This is a genomic window from Pseudomonas sp. B21-031, assembly GCF_024748985.1.
Taxonomy (GTDB): Bacteria; Pseudomonadota; Gammaproteobacteria; order Pseudomonadales; family Pseudomonadaceae; genus Aquipseudomonas; species Aquipseudomonas kermanshahensis.
Map to the genome: position 1 here is coordinate 4,704,442 of NZ_CP087181.1, position 15,524 is coordinate 4,719,965.

Consider the following 15,524-nt stretch of genomic DNA (forward strand, 5'->3'; position numbering starts at 1 on the left):
GGCCGTCACCGCTGGATCTTGATCTCGGTGCGACGGTTCATGGCGCGCCCATCGGCCGTGGCGTTGTCAGCCACTGGCTGGGTTTCACCGGCACCCACTATCGAGACGAAGCTGCTGCGCGGCACACCGCTCTCGACCAGGTAATCGGTCACCGAATGGGCACGGCGCTCGGACAGTTTCTGGTTGTAGGTGTCAGAACCCACGCTGTCGGTATGGCCGCTGACACTCAGGCGGGCACTCGGTGCTTCCTGTTTGAGGCGGGTGGCGATAGTGTTCAGCCGCTCTTTATCCTTGGCGGTCAGACGCGCAGAGTCGAACTCGAAGTGCACATCGCGGATGACGATGACTTCTTCCTTCTGCACCACGACTTCCTCGACCACCGCGACCGGTTCTGGCGGGCAGCCATTGGCGTCGACCTGCACACCGCGTGGGGTGCCGGGGCACTTGTCACGGCTGTCCGGCACGCCGTCACCATCCTCGTCGCCATCGCCATGGGCCCAGCAATAGCCCGCCGCCAGGCCACCGCCCAACAGCGCGCCCCAGCCAGCCCAGCTGGAACTCTCGATGGCACCCAAGGCGGCGCCGCCTACGCCCCCGACGGCAGCACACTTCGGCCAGTCGGTTTTTTGCAAACCTGCACAACCAGTCAACACACTGGTGAGCAGTACCAGGGGTATCGCTGTGCGTACTATGCTCATTTTCGTTGCTTCTCCTAGGGGAATCGGCATAAGGCCGATCTCTGGGAGTAAAGACCGCGCAATCCATCCCTGCCAGCAATAAGCCACGACACGGTCACATGCCGCTTTGCCCAGGCGCTGCGGCCCGTTAGTCTTGGATGACTTGAACGAGGATTGGCAATGACCGACGGTTTTTCCCAGCGCACGCCCCAGCAGGCCTTGGCGGCCCTGCTCGAGCGTTTTACCCCTCAACGCCTGTTGCTGGTAGGCACGCGCTTCCCTGCACTGGACGCCTTTGCCGAAGCACACCCGCAGGTGGCCATCGCAACGGCGGCACCCGGCCCGTTGCCGGCAGACCTTGCCGGTCAACGCTTTGACCTGGCGGTGCTGGTGGACTGCCTAGAGCACCTGCCCAAGCGTACCGGCCTGGAGCTGCTGGGGGGCATTCGTAACCTCAATGCCAGCCGGGTTGCGGTGCTGGCCGACCTCTCGGCCTGCGGCTGGCAAGACACCGACTTTTTCGCCCTGGCCCTGTCTGCCAGCGAAAAATTCCGTCGTGAAGAGCAGGTGTTGAGCCTCTTCACCTATGATCTACATGACTACAAGCAAGTCCCGGACTGGCTCAATGCGCGATTCTGGGCCAACCCTGAAAATTTTGGAAAGTACTGGTGGTGATGATGAGTGTCTCGGTCTGCCCTTGCGGCAGTGGCAACCTGCTCGACGCCTGCTGCGGGCACTACCATGCCGGAACCCCGGCGCCGGATGCCCAGACGCTGATGCGCTCGCGCTACAGCGCTTACGTGCTGGGCCTGATCGACTACCTGGTGAGCACCACCCTGCCGGCTCAACAAGCGGCGCTGGACCGCGCCGCGATGGCCAGCTGGAGCGCCCAGAGCACCTGGTTGGGGCTGGAGGTGGAAAGCGCAGAGGTGCTGGGTGGCCAACCCGAGCACGGTTTTGTCACCTTCACCGCGCGCTGGCACGATGAGGACGGCGATCACCAGCACCGCGAGCGCTCGGCGTTCGTCCAGCATGAGGGGCGCTGGTACTTCATCGACCCCACAGTTGGGCTGAAGGCCGGTCGCAACGACCCTTGCCCTTGCGCCAGCGGTCAGAAGTTCAAGAAATGCTGCGCCAGTTACGTGGCCAGCTGAGCATGATCGCCCAGGCCCGCGCACTGCTGCTCGGCGCCCTGCTGGCACTGCTGGCGGGCTGCGTCAGCTGGGGCGGTGACGACTGGCGCGAACCTGAGGTGCACCTGGTCAGGGTAGAAACGGTCAAGGCCAGGCTGCTTGAGCAGGAGTTCGTGCTGCATTTGCGTGTCGACAACCCGAATGACAGCCGCTTGTTCATCCGCAGCCTGGCGTATTCGATACGGCTCAACGACCTGCTGCTGGTGCAGGATGAGACCAGTGTGTGGCGCAGCGTCGGCGGCCATGCCCGGCGCACCTTCAAGATCACGGCGCGGACCAACCTGTGGCAGCACCTCAAGCCGCTGGCCAAGCTGCTTAAAAGCGAGCAACCGCTGCATTACACCTTGCAGGGCGAACTGGCCACCGGGTTGCTGTTCCACCGGGACCTGCACTTGTCGCGCAGTGGTGAGATAATCCCCGGTGATTTCATACCGGAGTAACCTTGCAATGACCCAGCAACCTCATGTTCATGGCCCTGACTGCAACCACGATCATGATCACCACCACGATCACGACCATGGCCATGTGCACGGCCCGCACTGCAACCACGGCCATCAGGAGCCTGTTCGTAACGCCCTGAAGGACGTTGGCCGCAACGATCCTTGCCCTTGCGGCAGCGAGAAGAAGTTCAAGAAGTGCCACGGCGCTTGATCGGCACGTTGTGCTGAGGGCCTGGTGTAGGGCTTTAGTGTGAGGGTGGCGTTGCGATCGAGCGCCGCCCGCGCGGCGCTTCGCAGCACAAGGCTGCTCCTACATCTGTTTCGGGCCAATTATTCCTGTGGCATGAGCACGCGGTCCCTTGGCGCCTGACACGGTATCGAGTCGAACAAACAAGGCGGTCGCGCGCCTCTCTCACAGGCTGTACTGGCCCGAAACAGATGTAGGAGCAGCCTTGTGCTGCGATGCGCCGCGCGGGCGGCGCTCGATCTTGAGAACACCACATCACTCAAGCCCACACCTGCCGCCCCTCGCCCATCGCCCCTCCCACATACCATTCGTAAATAAACCGCCTCAGCACCTTGCACCGCGCCTGCGTGCTCACTACCTTAGCGCCTTCCAAACCCCCGCCACGCCTTGCAGGAGCCCTTGTCATGGCCGCCCCCGCCTTACCTCCCTTCCGCCTGCGGTTCACGACCGCTGCCACGCTGCTCGGCATGCTCGGACTCGCCGGTTGCCAGATGGGCGGCTACCAGGACAGCGTGCCACCGACCACCGGCGTACAGCCGCTCAAAGGCCTGGCACAAAACGTCTCGGTACGGCGTAATGCCATGGGCGCGCCGTTGATCGAGAGCGGCAACTTCCATGACGCGCTGTTCAGCCTCGGTTACGTACACGCCGGGGATCGTATCGAGCAGATGGTCGCCATGCGCCTGCTCGCCCAAGGCCGCCTGGCCGAACTTGCCGGCAGCGATGCACTCGACATCGACCGCTTGATGCGCGCCGCCAACCTCAAGCAAAGCGCTGCCCAGCAATACGCCGACGCCTCGCCACGGCTCAAGCGCTTCTTCGAGGTCTACGCCCGCGGCGTCAACGCCTACCTGTTCCGCTACCGCGACAAGCTGCCCGCCAGCCTGGCCAGCAGCGGCCATCGCCCTGAGTACTGGAAGCCAGAAGACTCTGCGCTGATCTTCAGCCTGTACGCCTTCAGCCAATCGGTGAACCTGCAAGAAGAACTCAGTGCCCTGACCCTGGCGCAGAAGGTCGGCAGCGACAAGCTGGCCTGGCTGCTGCCCGGCGCACCGGACGAACCGTTGGCCGACAGCGAAGTGGACAAGCTCAAGGGCCTCAACCTTGCAAGCCAGTTACCCGGCTTGCCTGCCCTGGCGGCAGCCAGCCAAAAGCTCGCCGACCTCGACCTGCTCGGCAGCCCAGGCTCGGCCAACCTGGCCTTGGCAGGCCAACGCAGCCGCAGCGGCAAGAGCCTGCTGGCCAGCGACAGCCAGGCCGCCTGGGCGCTAAGCCCGGTGCAGATCCACACTGGCAAATACCAGGTCGCCGGCCTGTCGCTGCCGGGCCTGCCGATCGTGCTGGCCGGCTACAACGGCAAGATCGCCTGGAGCAGCAGCGCCGTGATGGCCGACAACCAGGACCTGTACCTGGAGCAACTGCGCCGCCAAGGCAACCAACTGAGCTACCTGGCCGACGGCAAATGGCTGCCAGCACGGGCACGCAGCGAAACCTTCTTCGTGCGTGGCCAACGCCCGCTGCGCGAGGTCATGTACGACACGCGCCACGGCACCCTGCTTGCCCAGCCGGCAAGCGCCAGCCTGGGCCTGGCTCTGAACCTGCCTCAATTCAAGGGCGACCGCAGCCTCGACGCGCTGTTCGACCTGACCCGCGCCAAGACCGTCGAACGGGCATTCGACAGCACCCGCGAAGTCGCCGCCGCGGCGCTCAACTTCGTCTTCGCCGAGCCAGAGCACATCGGCTGGCAAGTCAGCGGGCGCTACCCTAACCGCCGCGAAGGCCAGGGCCTGCTGCCTTCGCCCGGCTGGGACGGCCGTTACGACTGGGACGGTTACGCTGACCCGATGCTGCACCCTTACGATCAGGACCCGCCCGCTGGCTGGATCGGCCACGCCAACCAGCGCAGCCTGCCGCGCGGCTACGGCATGCAGTTGTCCAACACCTGGTACTACCCCGAGCGCGCCGAGCGCCTGGCCCAGTTGGCAGGCAACGGCCGTCACGACAGCCGCAGCCTGATGGCCCTGCAAAACGATCAAGTCACCCTGCTGGCCGACAAGCTCAAGCAGATGTTCGACGCTCCGGGCATGGCTCAACCACTCAAGCAAGCCATCGATGCCCTGCCACCCGCTCAGCGTGACAAGGCCCGCGACGCCTTGGCCCGGCTCAAGGCATTCGATGGCCGGCTGAGCCCGGTGTCGGCAGATGCCGCGCTGTACGAGCTGTTCCTTCAGGCCTTCGCCCGCGAAACCTTCCTCGACGACCTCGGGCCCGAATCCAGCCCTGCCTGGCAGGCGTTCGTCAGCAACGCGCGGCTCTCCTACTCGGCACAGGCCGACCACCTGCTGGGCCGCGAAGACAGCCCGTTCTGGGATGACCGCAGCACCCCGCAGAAAGAAGACAAACCGGTGATTCTCGCCCGCAGCCTGGCCGCTGCGGTGGACGCCGGCACTGCGCAACTCGGCGCCGACCGCCGCGCTTGGCAGTGGGGCAAGCTGCACCAGTACCGCTGGCCGGCACCGGCCTACCATGGCCTGGGTGACGCCCTCAGCCGTTCACCGCTGGCTGCCGGCGGCGACTTCAGTACCCTGGCCCTCACCCCCTACGCCTGGGGCAGTGACTTCGACACCCGCCTGCCAGCGTCGGCACGCATGGTCGTCGATTTCGGCCAGGCCGAACCGTTACAGGTGCTGACCAGCAGTGGCCAGTCCGGCAACTCGGCCAGCCCACACTACAGCGACGGGTTGGATGCCTGGTTCAAAGGGCGCTTCATGAGCCTGCCGCTGCAACCGCAGAACTTTGGGCGGGCCTATGGGAGCCAGCGGCTGACCTTGGTACCGGGTCGGTAAAGGGGATGGTGTGATGCCGTGAGTGCATGACGCCTCCCTTGTAGCGCCTGTGAGATCGAGCGCCGCCCGCGCGGCGCTTCGCAGCACAAGGCTGCTCCTACATCTGTTTCGGGCCAATTATTCCTGAGACGAGGGCACGCGACCTTCTTGGCGTAAACGTAAAAATGTAGGAGCAGCCTTGTGCTGCGAAGCGCCGCACGGGCGGCGCTCGATTTCACAGGCGCCACAACCCCCACGACGAACTCACTCGAACTTCCCATCGCCCACCGCGCTCCTAACTGGTAACCCACCACCGGCGCCCGTGCCATGGACCTCGTTATCGCCCGCCCCGAAGGCCTCTACTGCCCGCCCGGTGATTTCTACATCGACCCCTGGCGGCCGGTGGACCGTGCCATCATCACCCACGGCCACGGCGACCACGCCCGCACCGGCAATAACCACTACCTGAGCGCCGCGCCCGGCGCAGGCATCCTGCGCAGCCGACTGGGCCAGGACATCAACCTGCAAACCTTGGCCTACGGCGAGCGCATTCTCCACCACGGTGTCACCCTAAGCTTGCACCCCGCCGGCCATGTGCTGGGCTCGGCGCAAGTACGCCTGGAATACCAGGGCCAGGTTTGGGTCGCTTCGGGCGACTACAAAGTCGAACCCGATGGCACCTGCGCCCCCTTCGAGCCAGTGCGTTGCCACACCTTCATCACCGAGTCGACCTTCGGCCTCCCTATCTACCGCTGGCCCCGCCAGCCTGAGGTGTTCGCCGGTATCAACGCCTGGTGGCGCGCCAATTGCGCACAGGGCAAGGCCAGCGTGCTGTTCTGCTACGCCTTCGGCAAAGCGCAGCGCATTCTCCACGGGCTAGACGCGAGTATCGGGCCGATTCTGGTACACGGCGCGGTCGAGCCGTTGAACCGGGTGTACCGCGAAGCGGGTGTGCACCTGCCGGAGACTCGCTATGCCGGCGACATCCCGCGCAACGACCCGTTGATGCGCCAAGCCTTGGTCCTGGCCCCGCCCTCTGCCGGAGGCAGTAGCTGGATGCGGCGCTTCGGCGATTACAGCGATGCCTTCGCCAGCGGCTGGATGCTGCTGCGCGGCACACGCCGGCGGCGTGGCGTCGACCGCGGCTTCGTGCTGTCGGACCACGCCGACTGGCCGGGCCTGCTGTGGGCCATTGGCCAGACCGGCGCGGAGCGCGTGATGGTCACCCATGGTTCGGTCAATGTGCTGGTGCGCTACTTGAACGAACAGGGCCTGGATGCCCGCGCCTTCGCCACCGAATACGGCGACGAAGACGAGCCAGCGCCCTCGGAGCCCGAGGCATGAAAGCCTTCGCCGCACTGTACCTGCGCCTGGACGCGACCACCTCCAGCAACGCCAAGCTCGACGCCTTGCGCGACTACTTTGCCCAGGCGCCTGCCGAGGATGCGGCCTGGGCCGTGTACTTCCTGGCCGGCGGCCGCCCGCGGCAACTGGTGCCAACCCGTGTGTTGCGCGAACTGGCGACTGAGCTGGCAGAACTGCCTGAATGGCTGTTCGAAGAGAGCTATCAAGCCGTGGGCGACCTGGCCGAAACGATCTCGTTGCTGCTGCCCGAGAACAGCCATGGCAGCGACGAGGGGTTGGCCCACTGGGTCGAGACACACCTGCTGCCCCTTCGTGGCCTGCCGCCCGACGTGATCCGCCAGCGCCTGCCGCCGCTCTGGGCGCAGCTCGACCGGCCAAGCCTGATGCTGTGCCTGAAGCTGATCACCGGCAGCTTTCGCGTCGGCGTGTCCAAGCTATTGGTCACCCGCGCCCTGGCGCAACTGGCCGGCCTGGACGCCAAGCGCGTGGCCCAGCGCCTGGTCGGCTACACCGACATCAGCCACCGCCCTACCGCCGCCGGTTACCAGCAGTTGATCGCTGCCGAGTCGGCAGATGAACACCGCCAGCGTGGCGGTCAGCCCTATCCTTTTTTTCTGGCTCACCCGCTGCAGGCGCCCGTCGAGCAGTTTGACGCGCTGCTCGGCCCGCCGAGCGACTGGCAGATCGAATGGAAGTGGGATGGCATCCGCGCGCAGGTGGTCAAGCGTGACGGCCAGCTGTGGGTCTGGTCGCGTGGCGAAGAGCTCGTCACCGATCGCTTCCCCGAGCTGCACAGCCTGGCGCAAACGCTGCCGGACGGCGTCGTGCTCGATGGCGAGATCCTGGTGTGGAAACCAGGGGCCACGGACGATGCCCTGGCCGTGCAACCCTTCGCCCTGTTGCAGCAACGCCTTGGCCGCAAGACGCTTGGCAAGAAGCTGCTGGCCGACGCGCCCGTGGTGCTGCAGGCCTATGACCTGCTGGAATGGCAGGGCGAGGATTGGCGCAACCAGGCGCAGCACGTACGTCGTCAGCAGTTGCAACGCCTGGTAGCGGATTACCCCCTGGCGCCCGTGCTGCTGTCGCCCTTGCTCGAAGGGCAAACCTGGGCCGAGCTGGCCGAACAGCGCGAGCAGTCACGCAGCCTGGGCGTGGAAGGGCTGATGCTCAAGCAGCGCGAGGCCTTGTATGGCGTGGGGCGCACCAAAGACATGGGCACCTGGTGGAAGTGGAAAATCGACCCCTTCAGCGTCGATGCCGTGTTGATCTACGCCCAGCGTGGCCACGGCCGCCGCGCCAGCCTCTACAGCGACTACACCTTCGCCGTCTGGGACGCGCCGCCCGGCACGGCCGGGCGGGCATTGGTGCCCTTCGCCAAGGCGTATTCTGGGCTGAGCGACGAAGAGATGCGCAAGGTTGACGCGATCATCCGCAAAACCACCGTGGAAACGTTCGGCCCGGTGCGCAGCGTGACCCCAACCTTGGTGTTCGAACTAGGTTTCGAAGGCATTGCCCTGTCCAAACGCCATAAAAGCGGCATCGCCGTGCGCTTTCCACGCATGCTGCGCTGGCGCCTGGACAAACCGGTCGAAGAAGCCGACGACCTCGCCACGCTGCAGGCACTGCTGATCTGACAGCGCCTAATTCGCACAGGCGCAGACGCAAAAATTATGCTTCTATCTTTGTGCCGACCCGTGTCGCAGACCGTATTCGCCACGTAGCCAGGACTACCATGCACCATTCGACCCACGACCTGCTTTCTCCCGTACCGGGCATTTCACGCCAACTGCACAGTTTTCACTTTGGCCCACGCGGTGGCGGCAAGGTGTACATCCAGGCCTCGCTGCATGCCGACGAACTGCCCGGCATGCTGGTGGCCTGGCACCTCAAGCGCAGGCTGGCCGAGCTGGAACAACAGGGCCGTCTGCAGCGGGAAATTATCCTGGTGCCGGTGGCCAACCCGGTCGGTCTCGAACAGGTGCTGCTGGACGCCCCGCTGGGGCGCTTCGAACTGCAGAGTGGCGAGAATTTCAATCGCAACTTCGTCGATCTGTCCGATTCCATCGGCGATCAGATCGAAGAGCACCTGACCCAGGACGCCGCACACAACGTCGCCTTGATCCGCGAATACCTGCGCCGCGGGCTAGACGCCCACCCCGCACGCACCCCACTCCAGGCCCAACGCCTGATCTTGCAACGCCTGGCTTGCGACGCCGACCTGATACTCGACCTGCACTGCGACTTCGAAGCCGTCGAGCACCTGTACACGACGCCCGATGCCTGGCCACAGATCGAGCCACTGGCCCGCTACCTGGGCGCCCAGGCCAGCCTGCTCGCCACCGATTCAGGCGGGCAATCGTTCGATGAATGCTTCAGCCTGGTCTGGTGGCAGTTGCAGCAACGCTTCGGCAAGCGTTTCCCGATTCCGCTGGGCTGTTGCTCGGTCACTGTCGAATTGCGCGGGCAGGCGGATGTGAGCCATGACTTGGCCAGCAAGGACTGCCAGGCAATCCTCGACTTCCTGACCCACAACGGCGTCATAGAAGGCACCTGCGCCCCCCTTCCTCCACTGCCCCGCGCGGCCACGCCTCTGGCGGCCGTAGAGCCCGTGTCGACGCCGCTTGGCGGGTTGCTGGTGTACCACGCGCGCCCAGGCCAGCACCTGCAAGCCGACCAGTTGATCGCCGAAGTCATCGACCCGCTCAACGACCGGGTGACTGCGGTGCGCAACAGCCAACCCGGCCTGCTGTACGCCCGTAGCGTGCGCCGCATGGCGACGGCAGGCATGGTCATCGCCCACGTGGCGGGCGAGCAGGTGTGCCGCAGCGGCTACCTGTTGGGTAATTGATCCGGTAAAACCAATGCCCCTGGCGGGCGGTCAGTAGAAGCACAGCCTTCGAAGGATCACCCGCCCCATGGCCGCCTCCACCGACCTCGCCAACGCCTGGTTCGCCCTGCGCGGCTGGAAACCCTTCGCCTTTCAGCGCCGTGTCTGGGCGGCCGTCGAACGCGGCGAGTCCGGGCTGTTGCACGCCAGTACCGGTGCCGGCAAAACCTACGCCGTCTGGCTGGCGGCCTTGCGCGCGTTCGCCGTTGCCAGCTCAACCCGCCAGCCGGCCCCCTTGCAGGTTCTGTGGGTGACGCCCATGCGCGCCTTGGCCGCCGACACCGCGCGTGCCTTGCAAGCGCCGCTCGATGAACTGGGCCTGAATTGGAGCGTGGGCGTGCGCAGTGGCGACACTGGCAGCGCCGAACGCGCGCGACAGGCCCGGCGCCTGCCCAGTGTGTTGATTACTACCCCCGAAAGCCTGACCCTGCTGTTGACCCGAGCACAGGCCCGTGACGACTTCGCCAACCTGCGCCTGGTGGTGGTGGATGAATGGCACGAGCTGCTGGGCAACAAGCGTGGCGTGCAATTGCAACTGGCCCTGGCACGCCTGCGCCACTGGCACCCGCCGCTGCTGACCTGGGGGCTTTCGGCCACCCTTGGCAACTTGCAGCACGCACGCGACGTACTGTTGCCAGGCGATGGGTTGCTGGTGCAAGGCCGGCAAGACAAGCAACTGCAGGTCGATACCCTGCTGCCCGACGCGATCGAGCGGTTCCCCTGGGCAGGGCACATGGGCTTGAAAATGCTCGATCAGGTCAGCCGGGAGCTCGACAGCAGCCCCAGCAGCCTGGTCTTCACCAACACCCGCGCCCAGGCCGAACTGTGGTACCAGGCGCTGCTCGAGGCACGCCCCGACTGGGCCGGCCTGATTGCCCTGCACCACGCCTCGTTGGCCCGCGACACCCGCGACTGGGTCGAGCGAAACTTGAAGCAAGGGGCGCTGAAAGCCGTCATCTGCACTTCCAGCCTGGACCTGGGCGTGGATTTCCTGCCCGTTGAGCGGGTGTTGCAGATCGGCTCGGCCAAAGGCATCGCCCGCCTGCTGCAGCGCGCCGGTCGCTCCGGGCACGCACCGGGGCGCCCCTCGCGGGTAACCTTGGTGCCCACCCACAGCCTGGAACTGGTGGAGGCCGCTGCGGCCCGGCATGCCCTGCTCGCCGGGCAGATCGAAGCCCGGCGCTCGCCACAACTGTGCATGGATGTGCTGGTGCAACACCTGGTCAGCATGGCCTTGGGCAGTGGCTTTCGCCCCGAGCAGTTGCTGACCGAAGTACGCAGCACCTGGGCCTTCCGGGCGTTGCGCGACAGCCAGTGGCAGTGGGCGCTGGACTTCGTCTGCCACGGCGGCAACTCGCTCAGCGCCTACCCTGACTACCAACGTGTCGAGCCCCACGCCGACGGGGTTTGGCGGGTTGCCAGCGAGCGCCTGGCACGGCGCCACCGCATGGGCATCGGCACCATCGTCAGCGAGGCCAGCCTGCAGCTCAAGTACTGGAGCAAAGGCGGCGGTGGCAAGTCGCTGGGCAGTGTCGAGGAAGCGTTCATCGCCCGCCTGCGGCCCGGTGATAGCCTGGTCTTCGCAGGGCGCGTGCTGGAACTGGTGCGTGTCGAGAACATGACCGCCTACGTCCGCCGCAGCACCTCGCGCAAGGCCGCCGTGGCCCGCTGGAATGGCGGGCGCATGCCGCTGTCCAGCGAATTGGCTGACGCACTGGTCGAACAACTCGATGCCGCCGCCCACCAGCGTTACGAAGGCCCGGAAATGCGCGCCGTGCAGCCATTGCTGGCCTTGCAAGCAAGCTGGTCTGCACTGCCGACTACCCGTACGCTGCTGGCCGAAACGTTAAAATCACGCCAAGGCTCGCACCTTTTTCTGTACCCGTTCGCCGGGCGCATGGCCAACCTCGGCTTGGCCAACCTGATTGCCTGGCGGGTCAGCCAGGTGCAACCGCTTTCGGTCTCAATCGCCGTCAGTGACTATGGCTTTGAGTTGCTCAGCCCAAGCGCCGTGGACTGGGCCACGCATTTGCCCAGCGCGCTCTCGACCGAGCACCTGCTAGAGGATGTACTGGCCAGCCTGAACGCAGGCGAGATGGCGCTAAGGCGCTTTCGCGAGATTGCCCAGATCGCCGGCCTGGTGTTTGGCGGCTACCCAGCGGCGCAAAAGAGCACCCGGCAGATCCAGGCCTCGAGCGGGCTGTTCTACGAGGTGTTTCGCAAGCACGATGCCGACAACCTGCTGCTGGGCCAGGCACGGGACGAAGTATTGCGCGAAGAATTGGAAATAGAGCGGCTGCACCGGCAGTTGGCGAAGCTGGGCCAACTGCAGCTGGACCTGCGTGAATTACGCCGCCCAGGGCCGCTGGCCTTTACCTTACTGGTGGAAGGCATGCGCGAAACCTTGAGCACAGAAAAACTCGCAGACCGCATTGCGCGGATGGTCGCAGACCTGGAAAAAGTGGCGGATAACAACGCATGAATGATCACCTGGCCATCGAGCACTGCGGCGAAACCCTGTGGTTACTGCCGGACAAAGCGCTGTACTGGCCTGCCCGCCGGGCCCTGCTGGTCGCGGATCTGCATATCGGCAAAGCCGCCAGCTATCGCGCCCTGCATCAGCCCGTGCCACGGGGCACCACCGAGGCCACCTTGGCGCGCCTGGACCACCTGCTCACCAACCATGAGTGCCAGATGCTGATCATTTTGGGCGATTTCCTGCATGCCAAAACCGCGCGCGCACCGGCAACGCTGGCCAAGCTGCAAACATGGCGGGAACGGCATACCGGACTGCGCATCGTGCTGGTGCTTGGCAACCATGATCGCCACGCGGGCGACCCACCGCAGTCGCTGGGCATCGAGGTGGTCGAAGGGCCATGGCTATTGGCACCTTTCGCCTTGCAGCACGAGCCCGTCGCTCACCCCCAGCACCCGGTGCTGGCGGGCCACGTCCACCCGGTGTTCATGTTGCAAGGGCGGGCCAGACAACGGCTGCGCCTGCCCTGCTTCATGATGGGTGACACGATCAGCTTGCTACCGGCCTTCGGTGAATTTACCGGAGGCTGGCGCGTGTACCCCGACGCCGAAAACCGCGTGTTTCTGGCCGGCGCCGGGCGTGTATGGGCGCTTTAAAGCAGCGCCCACTCAGGCGACGGGCGCGGGAGGTGGTTCGTCGGGCAAGGTCGGCTCACCGGGCTCCATGGGCTGCGTTTCGCCCGGCTCCGGTGGTTGTGGGGAATCGGGATCAGGCTGGTGGGGCACGCCGCCCGCCTGCATCGGCAGCGGGTGCGCCAGCAGTGACCATGGCAACATACCGACCTGGTTAGGCTGCAGGCCAGCCAGCTTGGCACTGATTGCGGGATGGAGTTTCATAGGCAGCTCCTGACGAGAGCCGACACGCATCATGCACATCGGCAGGTTACCCGTTGGAGTACCAAATGCGCGGGGAATTCCCCGCGCTCGTCGGCTCAGGTGCGTGGCAGGGTGACGCCACGCTGGCCCTGGTACTTGCCGCCGCGGTCCTTGTACGACACTTCGCACTCTTCGTCGGACTCGAGGAAGAGCATCTGCGCCACACCCTCGTTGGCATAGATTTTTGCCGGCAAGGTGGTGGTGTTGGAGAATTCCAGGGTCACGTGGCCTTCCCACTCGGGTTCAAGCGGGGTGACGTTGACGATGATGCCGCAGCGCGCATAGGTGCTTTTGCCCAGGCAGATGGTCAGCACGTTGCGTGGGATGCGGAAGTACTCCACTGTGCGGGCCAGGGCGAAGGAGTTTGGCGGGATGATGCAGACGTCGCTCTTGACGTCGACGAAGCTGCCGGCGTCGAAGTTTTTCGGGTCGACGGTGGCCGAATTGATGTTGGTAAACACCTTGAATTCGTCGGCGCAGCGTACGTCGTAGCCGTAGCTGGAGACGCCGAAAGAGATGACTCGGCTGTCCTGCTCGCCGCGCACCTGGCGCTCGACGAACGGTTCGATCATGCCGTGTTCCTGCGCCATGCGGCGAATCCACTTGTCCGATTTGATGCTCATGGCGGGGGGTGTCCTGAAGAGTTGCGAGGTGAAAATCGTGAGGCGCATCTTACCGGTCCCGGCGCCCTCTTCAAAGTTCCATCCTGCATTCTTGCTACAATCCCCGCCAGGCGGGGCCTACAGCTGCCACCGATCTGAATTTCAGTAAAGCGGCTTCTGGCCATTGGCAGGTTGCGGAAAGTGGGTTAAGGTGACGCCACTGTGCTGCACGTGACACCGAGAATCTCTAGTTTGACGCACGATCCTGATCGGCCCATATCTGAATTTTCTGCTCTCTTTGCACTCAGTCCCGGGCAGGGTTTTTCCTGACCGTAATCAACTTTGTCCAAGGAGACAGAAACATGTCCAATCGCCAAAACGGTGTTGTTAAGTGGTTCAACGACGAGAAAGGCTACGGCTTCATCACCCCTCAGTCGGGTGACGACCTGTTCGTGCACTTCAAAGCCATCCAAGCTGACGGCTTCAAGACCCTGAAAGAAGGCCAGGCTGTTACTTTCGTCGCTACCCGCGGCCAGAAAGGCATGCAGGCTGAAGAAGTTCAGATCGCCTAAGTCGATCTCAGCTTTCTAGCTTTCAAAAAAACCCGCCTTCTGGCGGGTTTTTTTATGCCTGGCTGAAACCCGTGCTGGCATTTTCGCGGGTAAACCCGCTCCTACAGGCCTGTGGTGTACCTGTAGGAGCGGGTATCTCAGGTCAATCCTCGCTGATGGTAATGCTCGGCATCGCCGGTGCTGCGGCTTCCTGCAGCACGATCCGCGCACCGACCTGGCGGGCCAGTTCCTGGTACACCATGGCGATCTGGCTTTCCGGCTCGGCAATTGCCGTCGGCTTGCCACTGTCAGCCTGTTCGCGGATCAGCATCGACAGCGGCAGCGAGGCCAGCAGGTCGACGCCGTACTGGGCTGCCAGCTTCTCACCGCCGCCTTCGCCGAACAGGTGCTCGGCATGGCCGCAGTTGGAGCAGATGTGCACGGCCATGTTCTCGACCACGCCCAGCACCGGGATATTGACCTTGCGGAACATTTCCACGCCCTTTTTGGCGTCCAGCAGGGCGAGGTCCTGCGGGGTGGTGACGATCACCGAGCCCGCCACCGGCACTTTCTGCGCCAGGGTCAGCTGAATGTCGCCGGTGCCTGGCGGCATGTCGATCACCAGGTAATCCAGGTCATCCCAGGCGGTCTGGGTCACCAGCTGCAACAGCGCACCCGACACCATCGGGCCACGCCACACCATCGGCGTGTTGTCGTCGGTGAGAAACGCCATGGACATGACTTCTACACCGTGCGCCTTGATCGGCACAAACCACTTCTGCTCGCGAATCTGAGGGCGGGTGCCTTCTGCGATGCCGAACATCACGCCCTGGCTGGGGCCATAGATATCCGCATCGAGAATACCGACCCGGGCGCCTTCACGGGCCAGGGCCAAAGCCAGGTTGGCAGCAGTGGTCGACTTGCCGACGCCACCCTTGCCCGAGGCCACGGCGATGATGTTCTTGACGTTGGCCATGGCGGGCACCTGGGCCTGGGCCTTGTGCGCGACGACCACGCAGTCGATCGACACCTGGACGCTGCTGACGCCGTCAAGGTTGCCGATCGCGGTCTGCAGCACCTGAGCCCAACCGTTCTTGAACAACCCAGCGGCATACCCCAGTTGCAACTGCACACTGACCTGCCCGCCCTGGATATCCACGGCGCGCACGCAGCCGGCGCTGACCGGATCCTGGTTCAGGTAGGGGTCGGTGTACTGGCGAAGCACGCCTTCGACGGCGGCACGGGTGACGGCACTCATGGAGACTCCCATTGGCAAACTGAATGTAAAACAGGCGCCTATCCTAACCCGTCAATCGTCAGCAGGTG

General features: G+C 64.6%; 15 protein-coding genes. 11 read left to right on the plus strand and 4 right to left on the minus strand.

The window, feature by feature from the left end; translation table 11 throughout:
- Window positions 1-5: 5 nt before the first annotated feature.
- On the minus strand, window positions 6-698 hold the full coding sequence (locus LOY53_RS20980) for an OmpA family protein (protein ID WP_027594222.1): 693 nt from the start codon (window positions 696-698) through the stop codon (window positions 6-8).
- Window positions 699-857: 159 nt separating this feature from the next.
- Between LOY53_RS20980 and LOY53_RS20985 the strand changes: the two genes are divergently transcribed.
- The 10 genes from LOY53_RS20985 to pdeM all read left to right on the plus strand — a co-directional run bounded on the left by LOY53_RS20985 (window position 858) and on the right by pdeM (window position 12,766).
- Window positions 858-1,352, plus strand: coding sequence for a DUF6231 family protein (locus LOY53_RS20985; protein ID WP_258703255.1), 495 nt, complete (start codon window positions 858-860; stop codon window positions 1,350-1,352).
- A gap of 2 nt (window positions 1,353-1,354) precedes the next feature.
- Window positions 1,355-1,831: a YchJ family protein gene (locus tag LOY53_RS20990; RefSeq protein WP_099430254.1), complete on the plus strand. Its 477-nt coding sequence runs from the start codon at window positions 1,355-1,357 to the stop codon at window positions 1,829-1,831.
- A gap of 2 nt (window positions 1,832-1,833) precedes the next feature.
- Window positions 1,834-2,310, plus strand: coding sequence for an LEA type 2 family protein (locus tag LOY53_RS20995; protein ID WP_099455890.1), 477 nt, complete (start codon window positions 1,834-1,836; stop codon window positions 2,308-2,310).
- A gap of 7 nt (window positions 2,311-2,317) precedes the next feature.
- On the plus strand, window positions 2,318-2,521 hold the full coding sequence (locus tag LOY53_RS21000) for an SEC-C metal-binding domain-containing protein (protein ID WP_033694179.1): 204 nt from the start codon (window positions 2,318-2,320) through the stop codon (window positions 2,519-2,521).
- 440 nt (window positions 2,522-2,961) lie between these two features.
- A complete protein-coding gene (locus tag LOY53_RS21005; RefSeq protein ID WP_258703256.1) occupies window positions 2,962-5,403 on the plus strand; it encodes a penicillin acylase family protein in 2,442 nt (813 codons plus the stop codon).
- 306 nt (window positions 5,404-5,709) lie between these two features.
- Window positions 5,710-6,726, plus strand: a complete 1,017-nt coding sequence (locus tag LOY53_RS21010) for a ligase-associated DNA damage response exonuclease (protein WP_099455132.1) — start codon at window positions 5,710-5,712, stop codon at window positions 6,724-6,726.
- Window positions 6,723-8,381, plus strand: a complete 1,659-nt coding sequence (locus LOY53_RS21015) for an ATP-dependent DNA ligase (protein ID WP_258703257.1) — start codon at window positions 6,723-6,725, stop codon at window positions 8,379-8,381. The genes LOY53_RS21010 and LOY53_RS21015 overlap by 4 nt, the downstream gene beginning before the upstream one ends.
- Window positions 8,382-8,479: 98 nt before the next feature.
- Window positions 8,480-9,595 carry a succinylglutamate desuccinylase/aspartoacylase family protein gene (locus LOY53_RS21020; protein ID WP_252825627.1) on the plus strand — a complete coding sequence of 372 codons (1,116 nt, stop codon included), beginning with the start codon at window positions 8,480-8,482 and terminating at the stop codon, window positions 9,593-9,595.
- A 67-nt stretch (window positions 9,596-9,662) separates the two neighbouring features.
- On the plus strand, window positions 9,663-12,116 hold the full coding sequence (locus LOY53_RS21025) for a ligase-associated DNA damage response DEXH box helicase (RefSeq protein WP_258703258.1): 2,454 nt from the start codon (window positions 9,663-9,665) through the stop codon (window positions 12,114-12,116).
- Window positions 12,113-12,766 (plus strand): ligase-associated DNA damage response endonuclease PdeM, encoded by a 654-nt coding sequence (gene pdeM, locus LOY53_RS21030; RefSeq protein WP_252825630.1) that lies wholly within the window; start codon window positions 12,113-12,115, stop codon window positions 12,764-12,766. The genes LOY53_RS21025 and pdeM overlap by 4 nt, the downstream gene beginning before the upstream one ends.
- Window positions 12,767-12,778: 12 nt before the next feature.
- On the opposite strand, the gene LOY53_RS21035 is transcribed toward pdeM, so the two are convergent.
- Window positions 12,779-13,006, minus strand: coding sequence for a hypothetical protein (locus LOY53_RS21035; RefSeq protein WP_252825631.1), 228 nt, complete (start codon window positions 13,004-13,006; stop codon window positions 12,779-12,781).
- A 95-nt stretch (window positions 13,007-13,101) separates the two neighbouring features.
- Window positions 13,102-13,668, minus strand: a complete 567-nt coding sequence (dcd, locus tag LOY53_RS21040; RefSeq protein ID WP_008096785.1) for a dCTP deaminase — start codon at window positions 13,666-13,668, stop codon at window positions 13,102-13,104.
- A gap of 341 nt (window positions 13,669-14,009) precedes the next feature.
- Here dcd and LOY53_RS21045 point away from each other — a divergent pair, with 341 nt between their 5' ends.
- Window positions 14,010-14,219 carry a cold-shock protein gene (locus LOY53_RS21045; protein ID WP_027594207.1) on the plus strand — a complete coding sequence of 70 codons (210 nt, stop codon included), beginning with the start codon at window positions 14,010-14,012 and terminating at the stop codon, window positions 14,217-14,219.
- A 142-nt stretch (window positions 14,220-14,361) separates the two neighbouring features.
- On the opposite strand, the gene apbC is transcribed toward LOY53_RS21045, so the two are convergent.
- Entirely contained in the window at window positions 14,362-15,456 is a 1,095-nt protein-coding gene (gene apbC / locus LOY53_RS21050) for an iron-sulfur cluster carrier protein ApbC (RefSeq protein WP_252825632.1), read from the minus strand.
- Between the last annotated feature and the right edge of the window lie 68 nt (window positions 15,457-15,524).

Bases quoted from the DNA above. Each gene is read 5' to 3' on its own strand.
- LOY53_RS21045 (WP_027594207.1), top strand. From the start codon at position 14,010: ATGTCCAATCGCCAAAACGGTGTTGTTAAGTGGTTCAACGACGAGAAA.
- pdeM (WP_252825630.1), top strand. From the start codon at position 12,113: ATGAATGATCACCTGGCCATCGAGCACTGCGGCGAAACCCTGTGGTTA.
- LOY53_RS21020 (WP_252825627.1), top strand. From the start codon at position 8,480: ATGCACCATTCGACCCACGACCTGCTTTCTCCCGTACCGGGCATTTCA.
- LOY53_RS21005 (WP_258703256.1), top strand. From the start codon at position 2,962: ATGGCCGCCCCCGCCTTACCTCCCTTCCGCCTGCGGTTCACGACCGCT.
- LOY53_RS20985 (WP_258703255.1), top strand. From the start codon at position 858: ATGACCGACGGTTTTTCCCAGCGCACGCCCCAGCAGGCCTTGGCGGCC.
- LOY53_RS21035 (WP_252825631.1), bottom strand. From the start codon at position 13,006: ATGAAACTCCATCCCGCAATCAGTGCCAAGCTGGCTGGCCTGCAGCCT.
- LOY53_RS21010 (WP_099455132.1), top strand. From the start codon at position 5,710: ATGGACCTCGTTATCGCCCGCCCCGAAGGCCTCTACTGCCCGCCCGGT.
- LOY53_RS21000 (WP_033694179.1), top strand. From the start codon at position 2,318: ATGACCCAGCAACCTCATGTTCATGGCCCTGACTGCAACCACGATCAT.
- LOY53_RS21015 (WP_258703257.1), top strand. From the start codon at position 6,723: ATGAAAGCCTTCGCCGCACTGTACCTGCGCCTGGACGCGACCACCTCC.
- LOY53_RS20990 (WP_099430254.1), top strand. From the start codon at position 1,355: ATGAGTGTCTCGGTCTGCCCTTGCGGCAGTGGCAACCTGCTCGACGCC.
- dcd (WP_008096785.1), bottom strand. From the start codon at position 13,668: ATGAGCATCAAATCGGACAAGTGGATTCGCCGCATGGCGCAGGAACAC.
- LOY53_RS21025 (WP_258703258.1), top strand. From the start codon at position 9,663: ATGGCCGCCTCCACCGACCTCGCCAACGCCTGGTTCGCCCTGCGCGGC.
- apbC (WP_252825632.1), bottom strand. From the start codon at position 15,456: ATGAGTGCCGTCACCCGTGCCGCCGTCGAAGGCGTGCTTCGCCAGTAC.
- LOY53_RS20980 (WP_027594222.1), bottom strand. From the start codon at position 698: ATGAGCATAGTACGCACAGCGATACCCCTGGTACTGCTCACCAGTGTG.
- LOY53_RS20995 (WP_099455890.1), top strand. From the start codon at position 1,834: ATGATCGCCCAGGCCCGCGCACTGCTGCTCGGCGCCCTGCTGGCACTG.